General features: G+C 38.6%; 17 protein-coding genes. 8 read left to right on the top strand and 9 right to left on the bottom strand.

What is annotated here, in order from left to right; translation table 11 throughout:
• Positions 1–308 precede the first annotated feature (308 nt).
• From CSV77_RS13510 to CSV77_RS13495, 4 genes are all read left to right on the top strand, one after another.
• Positions 309–1,202, top strand: coding sequence for a DUF6744 family protein (locus CSV77_RS13510; protein WP_099670879.1), 894 nt, complete (start codon positions 309–311; stop codon positions 1,200–1,202).
• A 25-nt stretch (positions 1,203–1,227) separates the two neighbouring features.
• A complete protein-coding gene (locus tag CSV77_RS13505; RefSeq protein WP_099670878.1) occupies positions 1,228–1,422 on the top strand; it encodes a hypothetical protein in 195 nt (64 codons plus the stop codon).
• 82 nt (positions 1,423–1,504) lie between these two features.
• Positions 1,505–2,671, top strand: coding sequence for an AAA family ATPase (locus tag CSV77_RS13500; RefSeq protein ID WP_099670877.1), 1,167 nt, complete (start codon positions 1,505–1,507; stop codon positions 2,669–2,671).
• A gap of 77 nt (positions 2,672–2,748) precedes the next feature.
• Positions 2,749–4,197, top strand: coding sequence for a VWA domain-containing protein (locus CSV77_RS13495; protein ID WP_099670876.1), 1,449 nt, complete (start codon positions 2,749–2,751; stop codon positions 4,195–4,197).
• A gap of 229 nt (positions 4,198–4,426) precedes the next feature.
• Here CSV77_RS13495 and CSV77_RS13490 read toward each other — a convergent pair whose 3' ends face one another.
• Positions 4,427–4,933 carry an isochorismatase family protein gene (locus CSV77_RS13490; RefSeq protein ID WP_099673793.1) on the bottom strand — a complete coding sequence of 169 codons (507 nt, stop codon included), beginning with the start codon at positions 4,931–4,933 and terminating at the stop codon, positions 4,427–4,429.
• A 114-nt stretch (positions 4,934–5,047) separates the two neighbouring features.
• On the opposite strand from CSV77_RS13490, the gene CSV77_RS13485 reads away from it, so the two are divergent.
• Entirely contained in the window at positions 5,048–5,245 is a 198-nt protein-coding gene (locus CSV77_RS13485) for a hypothetical protein (RefSeq protein WP_099673792.1), read from the top strand.
• Positions 5,246–6,417: 1,172 nt separating this feature from the next.
• Here CSV77_RS13485 and CSV77_RS13480 read toward each other — a convergent pair.
• The 3 genes from CSV77_RS13480 to CSV77_RS13470 all read right to left on the bottom strand — a co-directional run bounded on the left by CSV77_RS13480 (position 6,418) and on the right by CSV77_RS13470 (position 9,996).
• Positions 6,418–8,091: a ribonuclease J gene (locus tag CSV77_RS13480; RefSeq protein WP_099673791.1), complete on the bottom strand. Its 1,674-nt coding sequence runs from the start codon at positions 8,089–8,091 to the stop codon at positions 6,418–6,420.
• 688 nt (positions 8,092–8,779) lie between these two features.
• Positions 8,780–9,292, bottom strand: a complete 513-nt coding sequence (locus CSV77_RS13475) for a hypothetical protein (protein WP_369802773.1) — start codon at positions 9,290–9,292, stop codon at positions 8,780–8,782.
• A gap of 2 nt (positions 9,293–9,294) precedes the next feature.
• Complete coding sequence (locus CSV77_RS13470; RefSeq protein ID WP_099673789.1) at positions 9,295–9,996, bottom strand: B3/B4 domain-containing protein; 702 nt, start codon at positions 9,994–9,996, stop codon at positions 9,295–9,297.
• Between the two features lie 55 nt (positions 9,997–10,051).
• Between CSV77_RS13470 and queG the strand changes: the two genes are divergently transcribed.
• Both queG and trmL read left to right on the top strand, forming a co-directional pair.
• The gene (gene queG / locus CSV77_RS13465; protein WP_099673797.1) at positions 10,052–11,188 is read left to right on the top strand and encodes a tRNA epoxyqueuosine(34) reductase QueG; all 1,137 of its coding nucleotides are present in this window, start codon (positions 10,052–10,054) and stop codon (positions 11,186–11,188) included.
• A 14-nt stretch (positions 11,189–11,202) separates the two neighbouring features.
• The gene (gene trmL, locus CSV77_RS13460) at positions 11,203–11,679 is read left to right on the top strand and encodes a tRNA (uridine(34)/cytosine(34)/5-carboxymethylaminomethyluridine(34)-2'-O)-methyltransferase TrmL (RefSeq protein WP_099673788.1); all 477 of its coding nucleotides are present in this window, start codon (positions 11,203–11,205) and stop codon (positions 11,677–11,679) included.
• Between the two features lie 258 nt (positions 11,680–11,937).
• Here the strand turns inward: trmL and CSV77_RS13455 are convergent, their stop codons facing one another.
• Positions 11,938–13,236, bottom strand: coding sequence for an NCS2 family permease (locus tag CSV77_RS13455; RefSeq protein ID WP_099630605.1), 1,299 nt, complete (start codon positions 13,234–13,236; stop codon positions 11,938–11,940).
• 159 nt (positions 13,237–13,395) lie between these two features.
• Here CSV77_RS13455 and CSV77_RS13450 point away from each other — a divergent pair, with 159 nt between their 5' ends.
• Entirely contained in the window at positions 13,396–14,220 is an 825-nt protein-coding gene (locus CSV77_RS13450) for an aldo/keto reductase (RefSeq protein ID WP_099673787.1), read from the top strand.
• Positions 14,221–14,453: 233 nt separating this feature from the next.
• On the opposite strand, the gene CSV77_RS13445 is transcribed toward CSV77_RS13450, so the two are convergent.
• Genes CSV77_RS13445 through CSV77_RS13430 form a run of 4 tightly spaced genes read right to left on the bottom strand, consistent with a single transcriptional unit; the run spans position 14,454 to position 17,606 of the window.
• Positions 14,454–15,296, bottom strand: coding sequence for an RluA family pseudouridine synthase (locus CSV77_RS13445; protein ID WP_099630607.1), 843 nt, complete (start codon positions 15,294–15,296; stop codon positions 14,454–14,456).
• 13 nt (positions 15,297–15,309) lie between these two features.
• Positions 15,310–15,783, bottom strand: a complete 474-nt coding sequence (locus tag CSV77_RS13440; RefSeq protein WP_099630608.1) for a thioredoxin family protein — start codon at positions 15,781–15,783, stop codon at positions 15,310–15,312.
• Positions 15,784–15,789: 6 nt separating this feature from the next.
• Positions 15,790–16,209 (bottom strand): disulfide oxidoreductase, encoded by a 420-nt coding sequence (locus tag CSV77_RS13435; RefSeq protein WP_099673786.1) that lies wholly within the window; start codon positions 16,207–16,209, stop codon positions 15,790–15,792.
• 59 nt (positions 16,210–16,268) lie between these two features.
• The gene (locus CSV77_RS13430; protein WP_199173137.1) at positions 16,269–17,606 is read right to left on the bottom strand and encodes a hemolysin family protein; all 1,338 of its coding nucleotides are present in this window, start codon (positions 17,604–17,606) and stop codon (positions 16,269–16,271) included.
• Positions 17,607–17,806: the final 200 nt, after the last annotated feature.

Genomic DNA, 17,806 nt, shown 5'->3' with positions numbered 1-17,806 from the left:
CTTGGATATATGGATATATCCAAGAAGTACCAGTTTGTACACTCGAATTATTGAACCGCCGTATACGGGTCCGTACGTACGGTGGTGTGAGAGGGTCGAACGAATCGAATTACGATTCGTTCACTCTACTCGATCTTTCAAAAAGATATTGAAAGGAGATGGAAGCGGATTTATTGAAAGGAGATGGAAGCGGATTTATTGAAATCGAACAAATTGGGTTATTTTAAAATGCATTTACTTAGCAATCGCTAGGTACAAATGCGTTTTTTTATTTATCTAAAATACAAAACTAGAAAGGGTTGTTAGGTATGTCAATTAATCTTGATAATATGACGGCTGTTCAAAACCAACAGCAAGACGGTATTTTAGGTCACTTGATGTGGTTCTCTGTAGGCAAGCAATTAGTCAAAATGGATGATTTAGAACGGGGACTTGTTCAATCAGGATTACCTGTTGAGTGGATGCCAAATGCAATTCGTCCAGCAGATGCTTTCCGAAGAAGTACGAAGGAGATTGAGACTAGAAAATCTACTGGACACGCTGGTGTATTCGAGAACTTCCTTATACGTGAAGTGTTCTCTGACAAGAGCCACGTGCAAAGAAACATTGTGGTAGAAAAAGTGGATCAGGCCGGTAAACGACTTGATTACAACAGTAAAGCGGGAGTAATCACGCTAGATAAGCAGAATAGTTCTTTAACGTTTATAACAGAGAACGAAATTGCAAAAGAGTTGTGTTATGAAGCAGAGCGAAATTTCAATATTTATAAAGACCATTATTCAGCCCAGCAAGTAAGAGTAATGGTGAGTAAAATACTTCAATCGCTAGCACCCACACCTGTGCGTCCTAATGGCGGTGTTTATTTTGTTCCAGATTCACATACGGAAGGGTTGAATCAACTTGTAAACTTTACGTCCTCTCTTGAGAACAGTGAAGGGTTCAAGATACCCGTCGTTAATACATTCGACAACCGACAAATGGTGAACACGAAGCTAAATGATCATTTGGAATCCATTTTACAGGATTGTAAGTCGAGTGATGGGCTGAAAAAGGGACAAGTGAAAGAGATTATTGAAAATGCGAAGTCTGTTATTTCCAACTATCGTAATTACAAAGGCATTGTCGCCAATGAAGCAGATACGCTAGAGAATAAAATCATGACGATTCGTGCTGCTGTTTCGAAAATGGTAGCGGATCTTTAAAAAGTAACGGAATGGAGAGATTAAAATGACAGAATTTTATCAAACGATAATGGGAAGAAAATTCTATGAAAGAGATGTTGTTGATTGTGTGCAACACGTTAAGATGATTGCTCAAGAACTCGAACGTTCAAATGAATTGAAAGAACAGGAGTTGCAGATGAAGATGCGTGAGTTATCGATAAAAGAACAAGAATTATTTATTCTTTCAGCGAAAAACTAAAATGATTCTTGAAAGGGGGAGTAGGGTTTCATTAGAAGCCTGCTTCCCTTTTCTATCTAAACTAAAAAAGGGGTTAATCAAAATGACAAACACTAATTTTACCAAGTTAGAGGAAATTAAAAAGGCGCTCAATGCGAAGTTTTTTGAACGCAAGGATGAAGTTGAGGGGATTCTTGTTGCTCTACTTTCTAGGCAGCATATGTTGATGATTGGACCTGCCGGAACCGCGAAATCGGCATTGTCTGTAGAGTTAGCCAAGATTGTACAGGGAACAAATTATTTTCAATGGTTGCTAACAAGGTTCAGTACACCCGAAGAAGTTTTTGGTCCTTTGTCGTTAAAAGATCTTGAACAGGGCGTGTACAAGAGGAATACAGCAACTAAAATGCCGGAAGCCAATCTCGTATTTTTAGATGAGATATTTAAAGCAAATTCAGCAATCCTAAATAGTTTGCTAACGCTTATAAACGAAAGGCTATTCTATAATAACGGGACACCTGTAAAGGTTCCTTTGATGTCAGTCATTGGAGCCTCAAATGAATACCCGGAAGAAGGAGAAGGGCTTGAAGCTCTTTTCGACAGATTCTTACTTCGATTCGAACTAGATTATATTGCAGATGAAACGAATTTTGTTTCGATGATGAAGGGCACCGGTCAAAATTTTGTTATGCCTTCTATGACAATGGATGAGTTGGTTCAACTTCAGTTTTTTACTGACATGGTTACAATTCCTGATGAAGTCTATGACACGCTTTCAAAAATCCGTAATGAATTACGTGATGAAGGAATCCGTCCATCTGACAGAAGATTTAAACAGTCGCTCTCAGTGCTTCAGGCGAAGGCTTTGATAAACCAAAGACAAGTTGTGAAAGTTGATGATATTGTCATTCTTGAAAATGCACTATGGGAAACAGTTGATCAAAAGGATAACGTTTCTTTGATTGTTCGTAGCCACGCACAAGATGTGGTTACTCAAAAACTAGATAGGGTTCAGGAAGAGGCGAGTGAAATATATTCACTTATTCAGAAGGATGCCTCTACTGATGCTGGTATGGAAGCGACTCAAAAACTGAAATCGTTGGTTGCAGATTTAAATAAGTTGAAAAAGCATAATCAAAGTAGGGATGGGGATATAGATCCGCTGCTCGATAAAGTGAAGGCGATTCAGCAAGAGGTTCTTGATAGTATTTTAGAGCCAATGGATATTGATACTTCAAGTACAAAATCTGCTGTTGAAATGCCGTTTTAAGCGTAAAAATCGGAAGTTGAAAGCCACGGAATTAATCCTTGGCTTTTTATTCATTCAAATGAAGGGAAGTGTTTCTTTTGAAACCAGCAAAAGCTAAAGTGAAAAGTGGAAATCAATCTGTGTTGAATACAGATGCATTTGATAAAAGGCGTTTTAACGAAATTTATTCTATGTCGCAAAGTCTTCAAAAGCTAAAAGTTGATGGAGAATTACCTACATTTGAGCCGTTGCTCGCTGATATTTGGGCATCGTTATACAAAATGAAGCCTGAATTGAGTGAAGATGATATTCCCGATGATTTGCAAGTGAACAAATCATTTATGGAAAAAATCATGAATGATGACTCGTTTGAAAGTTACCGGAAATATACCCGACTGGATGATTTATCATCAGCCATAGGAACTGTTAAATTTGGAGAGAAAACAAAAGAATGGTTAGCTGAACAAAAAGGCAGAGATGAAGACCTAGAAAAGAAAATGCAGGAAATTCAGGCAATGCAAAGGCAACTTCAAAAGCAGGACCGACAAAATAGGGCTGGTAAAGGTAGTGAGGAGTTACAAGAAGACTTAAAAGATGCAATGTCAGACTTAGGAAGTCAGCTTCATCAGACATTGCAAAACAACAGTCATAGCTTTTCAGAAGCGATGTCACAAGCTATGCAGGAAACGAAACAGGCGAAGGATAGCTTGAAATCATTAGTTGGAGGCACGAGTGCAGGTAGTGGTGACGCAGAACTGAAAAAAGTTCCTTTACGAGATCAAATTTCATTAGTTGAAAAAATTGCATCAGATAAACAGATGAAAGAAATTGCGGATTGGGCTGGTCGATTCAAACAGATAGCCCGTAAAAAGCAAAAATCTAAACATAGTGATTCAATGGAAAGAAGTGGGGTTACGCTTGGCAACGATATTGAGCGATTGTTACCGATGGAGTTAGGTCTGTATACACATCCAATAACGAAGAACGATTTCCTACGTCGCTTTGTGGAAGGCCAAACGATGCAATATGAACAGAAAGGACATGAGGTACTAGGGAAAGGTCCAATTGTGCTTTGTCTGGATCAATCAGGTAGTATGCACAAGCTCGATACCAAATCAAAAGGATTTACGTTAGCACTCATGTCGATTGCAAGAAAACAGAAAAGGGATTTTTGTTTAATCCTGTTTTCTACTCGTACACAAATCTTTAAATATGAAAGAGGGAAAATAAAAAGTTCAGATATGATCAATTTAGCTCAAACTTTCCTAGGTGGAGGTACGGACTTTACACTTCCTCTTGAAAGAGCGATGAATGTAATAAACGAAAGTCGTTTTAAACAAGCTGATTTAGTTTTTATTACAGATGGGGAGGACAAAGTACAAGATTCGTTTCTTGAGTCGTTCAATAAAAAGAAAAAAGAAAAGAACTGTAATGTATTATCCCTTACGATAGGAAGTAATATAAAAACAGTTAACCAGTTTTCAGACAAGGTCGTACAAGTTAAAGATTTTGATGACGTAGGAAGTTTTACTGCGTTTGAAATATAAAGTAAAAACTAGAGGCTTACATTTACAGCAACGAGTTCGGCTTTGGTATCCGGTGAGAATATACCACTAAGAATTTAAATGTTTTATTTTTCAATAACTAATCAAAAAATAAATAGCATACAAAAAGCTCAGACTTAAATCTGAGCTTTTTTTTAGATTATAGAATTTTTTTGTTACACAATCGCGCCCGATTGCGTCAGACAACATCAACTATTATTTTTAAGTGAGACTAGGATTTTAATTCTACGTCGGCATATTGTTCTACGTATTCTTCATAATCAAGAACCTCAATGACGTTCGACCAATTAAGCACTGAACCTACAAAATCACGGATGTCTAAACCTGGAAATTCATAGGTACTATCATCATTAACTGTAGCCGTTGCATCTTCAATAAACGTAACCTGGTATCCTCTGTCGTACGCAGCAATTGCAGTAAATTGGGGACAATACTCTGTATTGAACCCAGTCATAAAAATATGATTAACACCGAGCGATTGTAGTATTTCCTGCAGATTAGTCTTGAGAAATGCACTTGGAGTACTCTTTTCAATAATATTATCTGCATACTTTACTAAATCCGAATCAATATTTCCTCCTTCAGAACCATCAGCTATTGGACTTTCACTATTTCCATCCTTGTGACGTATAAAAATAACAGGTTGTTTATTACGCTTAAAATCTTTTATAAGGTTTTTGACCTTCTTTTTCTCTAGACTGAAATCACAGAAATACATAATTCTATTCACTTTCGAAAAAAATGTACTATTCTATTGTTAATGCTTTTTTGATTCTTTCAATTTGAGCCTATATAATAGAAGGAACAGATCTTATCGAAAGAGGTGGCATGTATGGTGATTATAATACCTTTCAAAACTAGACACCAATTAGAAACAGAAAAAGCGGTTAAAGTTATGCGTGATTGGGAAGCACATTTAGAATGGGAAGAAGCGAATTGGCATAATGTAATTGCTAGAGAAGAAAAAGAAGATCCCTTGTCACAAGAAGAAATTAACTGGCTTAATAATTGGCTTAGTGAAGAAAAATAATAAACGTGGAAGTTATTAAATAGAAGCTGAACTATTTATGTGTTTTAACATGTTTTGGAAAAATTCAAAACAAAGAATGCAATTTGAAACCATATTTATTTAGCAGCTGATTGCCGAATGTTTTAGGAAGATATTAGCATAAAAAAGTGTTTACTCTGTCAAAAGAGTAAACGGCTAAAATGCACAATAAAATGATTATGCACAAATTATACACAATCATTGCCGGAAGTATTGTACCTAAAGTATCCATAGGCGATAAAAGAAACCGGCCTCGGGTATCACCAAGTCTTATTGTGTTAATTTGAGTAAGACCTATAGCATCTACAAACGTTGATATCATAACGTTCGTAGATGCTTTTTATTTTGAGTAAATACGACAGAACACGATGTGTTTCGGAAATCTTCATATTGGCATATTCTCAAAGATCTAAACTGCATCTTCTTTAACGTTTTCTCTCATTTCGTTCCACATGTGCAAAATGGACTTCCAACTTTTCTATACATTCGTTTGTCCAATTCATTCGCTGACATAGTTCATAGAAGTCCTTAGATTGGATTACATTCCGCTCAAAACATGTTAGCATGAGTGTAATGTTAAACGTAGAAAAATATTTCAAATACATAATTAGGTTAATAATCTATTTAAATAGGTATCGTTTTATCATATATTTTGAAAAGAAAACAGCTATCTCAAAAGCGGATTTTTCCTGTAATAGCTTAGAATAAAAGTGCACTAGCAAATGCGATTATATTTTTCAAAAATCAATAGTTACGCATATTAATTTTTTGGAGGGAGATTGGACACGACAATAATTGAAGTGAACGTCAATAAACTTATGACTTTTACAAAACACGTTTCAATCTTGCTTGATATAGCGTGATTATTTAGTATCTTTCTATAGTAAGAGGGTTACAAAGCATTATTAACAGTAAAATCAGTTATGAGTTAAAAATGAGTACAAAAAAACATCTGCGTTCGCTAGAGTGGAGAGTATCCCAAACAACAAAGCGAAGTATACAGATGTACTGTCATGCTATCAAGCAATCGTGGGGATTACCATAGTTGAAATTGGTAAAACATTAATTGGCACCGTCTTGGTCAATGTCTTTTCACAGTATTTCTCTATTTAAAGGTTTTTAAATTAACAATATTTTCAGCTTGTGAACCTTCTTCATATTTCTATTATGAAGGGTAGGATCATTGGTCTTCTTTTTGTTTGGGTATATAAGAGTTTTTCAATTGACTTTTTTAGAGTGTGTTTTAAGTCGTTTCGTTTATCCCCATTCGAGTGTCTTGATTCGTCAACGATCGTAATAACTAGCCGATTCACTTCATTTAAAATATTTTCCGCAGCCCTTTCATATACGAACCCACGGGAAATTATATCCGGATTTGAAATGATCTGTCCATCCGTTTTGCTTAGGGAAATCACAACAATCAACATTCCCTCCTCTGAAAGCAATTTACGATCACGTAATACAATTTTTCCCACGTCTCCAACACCTAGTTCATCCACGAAAACATTCCCAGCTTGTATCCGTCTGGTTTGACTAGCAACAGTATTCGTAATATCTACAACATCTCCATTGTTAATAATGAAGATGTTCTCACTTTTCACGCCAACCGATTCGGCTAATGTTCGATGTTGCTGAAGCATACGAAATTCACCATGAATAGGAATAAAATAAGTTGGTTTCATCAAAGTGAGCATAAGTTTTAATTCTTCTTGGAAAGCGTGTCCTGAAACATGCATACCCGATGCGCTACCGGATCCATAGATAACTTTGGCCCCTAAATGGAATAAATTATCGATGATGCGCGACACACTTTTTTCGTTACCAGGTATAGGGCTTGACGCCAGAATGACGGTATCTCCAGCCAATACAGATACTTGACGGTATGTTGAGGTGGATAAACGTGATAATGCCGCCATAGGCTCGCCTTGACTGCCTGTACAAATCATGACAACCTTATCAGGTGCTATTCGATTGATTTCATTTGTCTCAATCAAAGTGCCATCAGGTATTGTTAAGTATCCGAGTTCTGCTGCAACGGATACTATATTCACCATACTTCTGCCGAGCAACGCGACCTTTCGATTTGTTTTAAGGGCAGCGTTAATGATTTGCTGAACACGGTAAACGTTTGATGCAAATGTAGAGATAAATATCTTTTGATTGGCCTTGCGAAATGCATCTTCAATATGTTCGCCAACGACGCGTTCAGATTGTGTGAAACCCGGGCGTTCAGCATTAGTACTTTCGGATATTAGAAGCAGGACACCACGGTTCCCAATTTCGGTCATTTTATGAAAATCTGTATATTTCTTATTTATAGGGGTCAAATCAAATTTGAAGTCGCCTGTGTGTACCACAGTCCCTTCTGGTGTATGAATCGCAATACCCAAACAATCCGGAATACTATGATTTACATTGAAGAATGTCAAGTTTAACGTACCTGCTTCGAAGTTCGAATCCGCATTAATCTCATTAAGTTCCGTTACACGTTGAAGTCCGTGTTCTTTTAATTTCAATTTAATCAAACCAAGTGTCAATTTAGTCGCATACACGGGAATACTTAACTGTTTTAATAAGTATGGAATACCACCGATATGATCTTCATGCCCGTGAGTTACAATCAATGCACGAATTTTATCTTTGTTTTTTTGTAAATATGATATATCTTGAATAATTAAATCTACGCCTAATAAAGTTTCATCTGGGAACTTGGCACCACAGTCAATAATGATAATATCATTTTCGTATTGGAGTACATACATATTTTTACCGATTTCATTTATACCACCTAGAGCAAAAATGGATAACGTACTATCTCCTATATTCAAAATAAAAACCTCCTAATAAGTTATTTCAATAAGTTCGACGTAGATTAAGTTCCTGTCGATTAAGATGCTCATAATAATGAATTTTATGTAGTATGGACAAAGGTGGTTTTACTCCGCTTATTTCTTATGTAGGAAGCGCATTTAGATTAGGAAGAAGAGAATTGGCAGAAGGTAATAGATAGGAAAACGATTGAAGTAAGTTTAGCTCAGGAAGAATTAAGTGTCTGAATGACTAGAGTATGTAAAGTAATGATTCGCTATAAAAGGTAATCAAGAGAAGCCTATAGAGCTTTTATTAAATGCCTCCAAACAAGCATCGGAATTTAGTGGTTTGATGTAATTCAACTTGCCTTATTTAGGTGATGTGATCCAGTTTTTAAAGTGAAGTTTGATAAAATGCTTGCCATTATTTCGGTCATTCGAAGGCCGTCAGCTTCTGGTTAGCTGTGTTCCGCTACTTTTCTATAATGAACAAATATGAAAATACCTGCTGTCTGTCATTTCGACAGGCAGCAGGCCATAGAGGAGAAATATGAAAGGATGTTACTCAGTAAGGATTCATTGCCATGGACATGGTTGGTTATAGGTCATTGGTCAATGTGTAAAGGGTAACGAGTGATTGGTTTTAGCAGGTTTGTGTTCATATTCCCCACCCTATGCCTCAAAAAGGAGTCTCACCTTTTTGAGGTTAAAAGTAATTAGCGCCATCAAAGTCAAGAGTGATAGTGTAATTTTTCATGTTGATGCGATTCGATAGTTGGTGTGCTGCTTTTTCAGCTTGTTGTGCTCTTTGCCGATATTCTTCCGGATCAAACAATGCTACACGATAAATCGTCGTGGATTCGGCAAAGCCATATTGTATTTCCTCTTTACTCGCTAAAGAGAACTGTTTATAGTATGAAGACTTTGCACGCAATTGGATAGCCAGTTCAATAGCTTCAACTAATGGTATTTGTTTGTCTTCGAATTCTACTGTATGGGTACTGTTTGCTACGTAAATGAGATAGTCTAGTTTACGTTGATCTATTCTTACTAGTTCCATCTCAGCTTCTACATCTTCTAATTTCCGGCTGATTATAGGACGTGGTGCCCCTTTTTCTACTGTTATGAAAGCCACTCGTTGTGCCTCTGTTTCTAATTCCCGTATTTGCCTTGACAGAATACTTTTTAATTTAATTCCTTCAGCTAATGTAATATTCAAGATTACACCTCGTTTGTTAGTATAAAGTTAGGATTTTGACTATCCAATATAGAACTTTGATAGTCTCCACCGTTTATGCTAGTGAACATTTTACCGCAAGCTTCGGCTAACTGCCGAGCCTTGTCTTGATCCAATGAAGGACGAATAAATAGTAATTGAATGATGTTTTCTGTTTCTTCGGTTACGGCTGTTCGTATAGAATCAATATACGGGCTACCGAATGGACTATATCCGTCGCTTAGCAGTAAGATGTTTTCAAAGGTATTGAATTGATTATTCAATCCTTCGTAGCCATCTCGGGCGGTGCCGACAGATAAAATAACATCACCGGCTATTTTAGCAGCATCATAAATCACTGTTGGGATTTCGTATTGCAAGGAAAAGAATGTATTCAGATCTTCTGCACTATGGAAGGAAGGGGTATAGCGACGGTCTTGGATCTGTTGTAAGAGTAACTGAAGAGCTGGTGGCTTAGTTGATGGGTCCGCTCCGAAAGTTGTCCAGATGGATTGCCATTCCGCTAAACCGTTGAAATCGGTAACTTCTTTGTCAAGTAGTTCGAAATAGAGTTGTTCTTGAAATAATTGTAGTCGCCCTTTTAGCATCTGAGGTGATGCGGAGACGATTGTTTTGTTATAATAGATTATGCCTAATTTAAAATCAGGGATTTTCGTGAATATAGAGGAATCAATAGTAAGTTGCATCAGTATCACCTGCTTGTAATTTTATTTCATCTTATCATAAGGGAGGCGGGGAATGGTGAATGTCGCTCAGTTACAGCTTGAAATACGAACGTTTGCGGCGTCCATTGGAATAGACAAAATTGGTTTTACGACAGCAGCCCCGTTTGTAAAATTAAAAGATCGTCTGAAACAACAGCAACGATTGAATTATCAATCTGGTTTTGAGGAGCCGGATATAGAGAAGCGAACGGAGCCTTTATTATTACTGGATCAGGCAGAAAGTATCATTGCTATTGCAGTTGCATACCCATCGAAATTATCGGATAGTCCCCGTGGGAAAAAAGGGGAGCGGCGTGGTATATTTTGTAGGGCTTCATGGGGTGAAGATTACCATACAGTATTGCGTGACAAACTAGCACAGCTGGAATTATTTATTCTTACTAAGGTACCGGATGCGCGGCTTCGTTCCATGGTGGATACAGGAGAGCTTGTAGATCGCGCAGTAGCAGAACGTGCGGGTATTGGTTGGTCGGCTAAGAACTGTTCGATCATTACACCGGAGTTTGGATCGTACGTTTATCTAGGCGAGATGATTACGAATCTGCCATTTATACCAGATGAGCCGATGGAAGATCAATGTCTAGACTGTAATTTATGCTTGGATGTTTGTCCTACGGGTGCGATAATACAGCCGGGACAATTAAATGCCCAGCGTTGTATTGCATTTTTGACACAAACGAAGAAGCCAGTGCCTGAAGAATTCCGGCACAAGATTGGGAATCGCTTGTATGGCTGTGATACATGCCAAACGGTCTGTCCGAAAAACAAGGGAATGAATCATACACACCAACTAGCATTCACACCTGAGCCCGAGCTCGTTAAGCCTATGTTGCTGTCACTCTTGTCATTATCAAACCGGCAATTTAAGGAACAGTATGGCCATATGTCAGGCTCTTGGCGTGGAAAGAATCCCATTCAACGAAATGCACTGATTGCATTGGCTCATTTTAAGGATGAATCAGCGATACCAGAACTAACTAGATTAATAAAAGAAGACCCACGACCCATGATCAGAGGAACAGCCGCATGGGCACTTGGGGAAATTGGTACGACAGAAGGGCTCGAGGTGCTCAAAGAAGTGTTGCTCATTGAAGAAGACGAGTTTGTAGTAAGTGAAATTACGAAGGCCATGGAACTGCTGCATATTAATTGAAAGAAGGTAGTAAGATGACGATTCACGTAGCATTATTTGAACCACAAATCCCCGCGAATACGGGAAATATTTCACGTACTTGTGCGGGCACCGATACGGCTCTCCATTTAATCAAGCCGCTTGGTTTTTCCACTGAGGATAAAATGCTGAAACGCGCTGGACTGGACTACTGGGAGCATGTTGATATTACGTATCATGAGGGAATCCAGGAGTTTCTAGACTCCTATCCAGAAGGTGAGTTTTATTTCATTACAAAATTCGGAGAGACGAGCTATGATACGTTTGACTATTCGGATACCGACAAGGATATCTTCTTTGTGTTTGGCAAAGAAACTACCGGGTTGCCGAATGAAATTACGGATAAGTATAAAGAGAATTGTTTGCGCATTCCGATGAACGATGAGCATATCCGTTCATTAAACTTGTCGAATACTGCTGCAATTCTTATTTATGAAGCACTTCGTCAACAGCAATTTGCACATTTAACGTAATGTATAAAAAAAGGGGATTGGCTCATGGCCAATCCCTTTTCTATTTTACTTCATTTGATTCGTTTTTGATTCGCCTGGCTTATTTTCATATCCGCCAGTCAAGATTGCAGATAAGAATGCAAAACAAACAGCAATAATTAGAATTAGTCTCATTGTTTGTACCTCCTATGAAATCAATAGTCCTTCTTACAGTATACCGTAAAAATTATATAAATGAAATAATCTTTGGCATTTTATGTGACAGGTTACTAACAAATCTTAATGAGGCAAGAAAAGCAATTGATAGGTGAACAATACCGCAAAGATATACATCAATAGGGGAACTTGTTTACCTTGTCCCTTTGTAATTTTCAGTAATGGGTATGTAATGAACCCAAGAGCGATACCTGTCGCAATACTGGATGTAAGCGGCATTGTCAAAATAACCAGAAATGCAGGGAACGATTCGTCAAATGAATCCCAGTCGATATTTTTTACCGCACCGATCATTAAACTACCCACAATAATCAAAGCAGGTGCTGTAATGGCCGCGACACCAGATAATGCGCTAACGATAGGACTGAAAAATGCTGCGGCTATGAATAGCACTGCAACTGTTAAAGTAGTCAACCCTGTACGCCCACCTACAGCTACGCCAGAGGACGACTCGACATAAGCGGATGTTGGGCTAGTTCCGACCATTGAGCCAACTGTAGCGGCCACTGAGTCGGCTAGAAGCGCATGACGAGCACGTGGTAAAGATTTGCCTTTCATAAGTCCAGCTTGCTTGGCTACCCCAATCATTGTTCCGGTTGTATCAAATAAAGTGACGAGTAGAAACGACAGGACAACACCGTATAAACCGTAAGAAATAACATCTTGCATCGCCAGTACCGGATTCCACACTAAAATACCTTCAGGTAAGTGGGGCATTTTCACAATACCATCGAACTGTAACTGCTTCGTAAAGAATGCGACAATACCTGTTGCAATCATTCCAATAAAAATAGCACCATAGACATTGCGGTTCATTAGAATAATGGTCACAAGCAATCCGAACAATGTCAGTAATACGGCGGGCGAGGTAAGTTCACCTAGCTGAACGATGTTGGACTCGTGGGGAACTACTAATCCCGATAAACGTAAACCGATAAATGCGATAAACAAACCGATTCCGGCAGTGATACCGTGTTTAAGATTTTCGGGAATTTCTTCAATTAGCTTTTCTCGGAAGGAAGTCATAGATAATAAGACAAAGATTAGACCCGCTATAAAGACTGCAGAAAAAGCTGTCAAGTAGTCGAGTTGACCGTCAGACCCAACTACGATGGATGCAAAGTATGCATTCAATCCCATTCCGGGTGCAATAGCAATTGGATAGTTTGCGAATAAGGCCATCCAAAGCGTACCGATTACAGTCGCTATAATGGTGGCTAAAAATACTTGATCAAATGGGACACCGGCTTCGGATAAAATAATTGGATTGACGATGACGATATAGACCATCGTCAGGAAAGTGGTCATTCCTGCAAGTAATTCTGTTTTGACAGTCGTGTGATTTTTCTTTAATTGGAACACTGTGTATTCTCTCCTTATATTACGAACGTAATGAAGTCCATAGACAATAATATTCGTTTTTTTAGAAGAAATCAACCTGTTATATCGAAAAAGCATTCGTAAATTCTGTAAAATAATGTACAATTGCACTAGGGAGTAGTTCAAAGAGGAGGATTTTTTATGACAACAATTTTTGATCAGATGGTTATACTGAGCAACGGTGTGCAAATGCCACAGTTCGGTTTAGGAACCTATAAAATGACAGAACCTGAGCAAACCATTCAAGCTATTGAGAAAGCGGTTTCAATAGGCTATCGAGCAATTGATACTGCATCCATTTATGATAATGAACAAGCCGTGGGGGAAGCAATTCGTCACACCGGTATTGCGCGTGAAGACTTCTTTGTGACATCAAAAGTATGGAATGATAACCAAGGATATGATGAAACACTACGTGCATTTGAGCGTTCATTAACTAGATTGGATATGAATTATTTAGACTTATATTTGACACATTGGCCTGTTGCCAGCAGCTACGTAGATACATATCGCGCGATTGAAAGGCTATATGATGAAAAATTGATTCGATCAACAGGTGTTTCCAATCACCACGCGTCACATTTACAAGAGATATTTACAATTGCTAATATTCGTCCTATGGTAAATCAAATAGAACTCCATCCACGTCTAACTCAAGAGCCGTTGCGTCTGTTTTGTAGTGAACATCAAATTGCAGTAACGTCTTGGAGTCCTTTAGCTAGAGGTCAAATTCTTGAGGATGCAACACTCACTGCAATCGCTGCGCAATACGGGAAGACTGTGGCTCAGGTCATCATCAAATGGCATCTCCAAAATGGATTGATTGTTATTCCAAAGTCTGTGTCATTTGATCGTATTCAAGAAAATAGTGAAGTGGCTGATTTTGAATTGACACTTTCTGATATGGCGATGATCGATGCGTTAAACCGTGATGAACGAACAGGTACAGATCCAGATTCGTTTTAAGTGAATGTATTTAGTTAAACGAATTAAGTTGAAAAGAAGTGGACAACTATTTAGACGACGATATGTAGCTGTTGTTAGTGTTTGAAATTTTTTGACTTTAGACATTAGTAGATTCAAGTTCAAATGCTCAACAGTTTACAAGTCCACTACCTACTTTCCAAGTAATTAATCAAACAGAAATAAAAAAGAGCTGTCACAAGTGGTCTCTACGACCTCCTGGATAGCTCTTTTTTTTATTCAGTTTCCACTACAATCATCTCTGACGTAATGGGATGTGTGAAAGTGACCTTTGTAGCGACTAACTTATAAGGTCCTCTTGATATGGTCTCGCTACCATACAGTTGATCTCCGACTACAGGGTGACCCAGATGGGAGAAGTGGACACGAATCTGGTGTGTTCGTCCTGTTTCCAACTGAGCTTCAACAAGTGTCGTATCAGGTTTACGTTCAAGTACCTTGAAATGCGTGACCGCGGATTGACCGGATGGTGATACTCTACGCTTTGTTGCATGATAGCGATCTTTACCGATTGGCATATTAATCGTGCCACGCGGTTTTCTTAGCTGGCCTTCAAGTTCAGCCGTATAATAGCGTTCGATTTGATTCTGTTCCAACATCCGGTCGAACATCGTTTTCGCTAGTGGATGTTTTGCGATAAGTAAAACTCCAGCTGTATGCTGATCCAATCGGTGAATATGCTCTGCATAGGTACCGCTCTTTGCTTCGATATAACCCATGACTTCGTTCATCAATGTGCCGGTACCCGGTAAGTGTTCCGGGTGTACGGACACCCCTGCAGGTTTGTGTACGGCAAGTATATGTTCGTCTTCCCATAGTACACGTAAGGAATTGAATGCTTCTGGTTTGTAGGCAGATTGTGCCTCAGTGAAACCGAAGACCAGTTCGGTGCCTTCCGGAAGGGGCTCTTTCCAATCCACTGGTTGTCCATCTGTATCCGTTACACTTTTATCCATGCGCATTTGGTGCACAGATTTCTTACCACCTTGCCATTGTTCTCTTAGTAGTTTTTCAATCGTCTCGCCAGGTTGTGTAGTCGTATAATGAAAACTTGTCATTTACGTAGTCTCCTTAGTTGCTTTCAAATTCATCGAAGAATGCTCTAATTTGCTCGTCGGGCTGTGAACCAACTGTTCTGCCTTGTTCTTTACCATCTTTATAATGGACTAGTGTAGGCCATGCTGTAATATCGTATTCTGGTTTCATCTGATCTCCGTACTCGAGCAGATTATACTGATAGACATGTACACCATATTCATCTGCAATTGGCATTAAACGCGGTGTCATATCCATGCAGTGCGGGCATTCCGGACTGAAATAATAAACAGTTGTCGGTTCACCGCTTTCAATTTTTTTGAAGATCTCTTCCGGAAGTGCGACGTTCTGATAACTTTCATTGTCTAATAAATCAATTGTAGATTGTTGTAGGTTATTTGTACCGTACGGATTGTCGGCGAGCTTTGTTTCATTGGATTTATTATTGAGGACGACGATTAAAATGAAGATCACGACAATAACTCCACCAATAGCTAGTAATTTTTTCAATGTGTTTCACTCCTTTGTTTGTTTCAAGATTACAAGACTTGCGATGAAAATAAAAGCAAATGCTATCAATGCGAGAAGAGGAATCGTAATGAAGCCGAAATAATTGATATATGTAGCAGTACAAGAGGCTCCGCTACATTCAGGAGCACTGTCTTGTAAGAAAGTCAGTTTCTGAATACCATAGTGGTAGAGAGAAATACAGCCTCCGATAAAAGCGAATGAAGCCGTAGTCCAGGCAATCGATATGTTTTTCTGAATGAGTGCGATTAAACCAATCAATACAATAGGATACATGAAAATTCGTTGATACCAGCACATCGTACAAGGTATGTAACCTTTGATTTCTGAGAAATACAAAGAGCCAAGTGAAGCGATGAATGCGACGGCCCATATGGAGAGAAGCCAGTTTTCCTGTTTTTTATTCATGGAGCATCTCCTTACAATTTGGTAATAGATAAAAGCTTTCCCGTTTAGGCGGGAAAGCTTTATTTAGACGAATCGGTAGCTTCATTGGTTGCAACTTCTGGAGGTTGCTTTTTTGCTTCTAGGTAAAGAATATGGTTGCCATCTACTTCTTTGACAGTAAACTCATATCCTTGTTCAATAATCTTTTCACCTTGTATAGCTTCGAAGCGTTGATCCATGAACCAACCGCCAATTGTATCGATGTCCTCTTCCAGTATTTCGATGTTCAATGCATGATTGACATTTTCAATCAACATTTTGGCATCTAGAATATAGTGGTCTGCGCCAACAATTTGAAGTTCAGGTAGTTCATCCATATCGAATTCATCGCGGATCTCACCAACAATTTCTTCTAAGATGTCTTCAATAGTGACCAGACCGGAAGTCCCTCCATATTCATCCAGTAGCACGGCCATATGAATACGTTCGCGTTGGATCTTCAAGAGTAACTCTCCAATTGGGATCGTTTCGATGACTCGGATAATGGGCTGCATATAATTAATGACCGATTTACTACCATTTGACGGATCTTTAATATAGGCCGTCAATAAATGTTTCATGTTGATCAGTCCGATGACGTGATCTTTATCCCCGTCGATAATTGGATAACGAGTAAACTGTTCAACGCCTAGTAATTCAAACACTTCGGATAATGTCATTTCTTTATCGACAGTCATCATTTCTGTTCGTGGTAGCATAATTTCCTTTGCGACTCGATCATCAAACTCAAAAATACGATTGACGTATTTGTACTCTGCTTGATTTATTTCACCGCTTCGCAAACTATCAGATAAAATGATACGCAATTCTTCCTCTGTATGACCTACTTCTAACTCGGAAATGGATTTGAAGCCTAGCAATCGTGTAACAAGACGTGCCGATCCGTTCATTCCTTTAATGATCGGGTACATAAGACGGTAAAATAGATTCAGTGGGACGGCAAGGGATAAGGATAATTCTTCCGCCTTGTGCAATGCGATGGTCTTTGGAGCTAGTTCTCCTACCACGACATGCAAATAGGTGACGATCGCTAGAGCGATAGTGAATGAAAGAATGGTTTCGACATGGGCATCGAGTATAAACATGTCAAAAATGGGAGCTAGCATCATGCGGACTGTTGGTTCCCCGAGCATACCTAGGCCAAGTGCCGAAATCGTAATTCCGAGCTGACAAGCGGATAAATATTCATCTAAATTATCGGCAATTTTTTTTGAAAGAACCGCACGTTGATTACCTTCGACGATTAGTTGGTCGAGACGTGATGAACGGACTTTCACGATTGCGAATTCACACGCGACAAAAAAAGCGGTGATTGCAATCAAGGCAGCAAATGCTGCCAATCGTATGGCAATATCCAAATAATAGCTTCGCGCTTAACCCAGATGAGGGAAAAGAACAAAGCGTACACCTCCTGTAAAGTAAAGTTAGTTATCTTTTATAATAATTTATTTATAGAGAAATTACAATTCGATTTGCTTACAGAACAGAAAAAATCGTATTAAGGATACGCAATGTGTCGATATATAAAGTGAAAATGGATGTGGTAACACTGATACAC

The organism is Sporosarcina sp. P16b, from assembly GCF_002743065.1.
Lineage (GTDB): Bacteria > Bacillota > Bacilli > Bacillales_A > Planococcaceae > Sporosarcina.
The sequence above is the reverse complement of the archived record's forward strand: the minus strand, read 5'-3'. Positions and strand labels throughout refer to the sequence as shown.

Excerpts from the sequence above, each read along its gene's own strand:
- CSV77_RS13450 (WP_099673787.1), top strand. The coding sequence starts at position 13,396 with ATGACAACAATTTTTGATCAGATGGTTATACTGAGCAACGGTGTGCAA.
- trmL (WP_099673788.1), top strand. The coding sequence starts at position 11,203 with ATGACGATTCACGTAGCATTATTTGAACCACAAATCCCCGCGAATACG.
- CSV77_RS13485 (WP_099673792.1), top strand. The coding sequence starts at position 5,048 with ATGGTGATTATAATACCTTTCAAAACTAGACACCAATTAGAAACAGAA.
- CSV77_RS13490 (WP_099673793.1), bottom strand. The coding sequence starts at position 4,933 with ATGTATTTCTGTGATTTCAGTCTAGAGAAAAAGAAGGTCAAAAACCTT.
- CSV77_RS13500 (WP_099670877.1), top strand. The coding sequence starts at position 1,505 with ATGACAAACACTAATTTTACCAAGTTAGAGGAAATTAAAAAGGCGCTC.
- CSV77_RS13435 (WP_099673786.1), bottom strand. The coding sequence starts at position 16,209 with ATGAATAAAAAACAGGAAAACTGGCTTCTCTCCATATGGGCCGTCGCA.
- CSV77_RS13510 (WP_099670879.1), top strand. The coding sequence starts at position 309 with ATGTCAATTAATCTTGATAATATGACGGCTGTTCAAAACCAACAGCAA.
- CSV77_RS13445 (WP_099630607.1), bottom strand. The coding sequence starts at position 15,296 with ATGACAAGTTTTCATTATACGACTACACAACCTGGCGAGACGATTGAA.
- CSV77_RS13470 (WP_099673789.1), bottom strand. The coding sequence starts at position 9,996 with ATGCAACTTACTATTGATTCCTCTATATTCACGAAAATCCCTGATTTT.
- CSV77_RS13505 (WP_099670878.1), top strand. The coding sequence starts at position 1,228 with ATGACAGAATTTTATCAAACGATAATGGGAAGAAAATTCTATGAAAGA.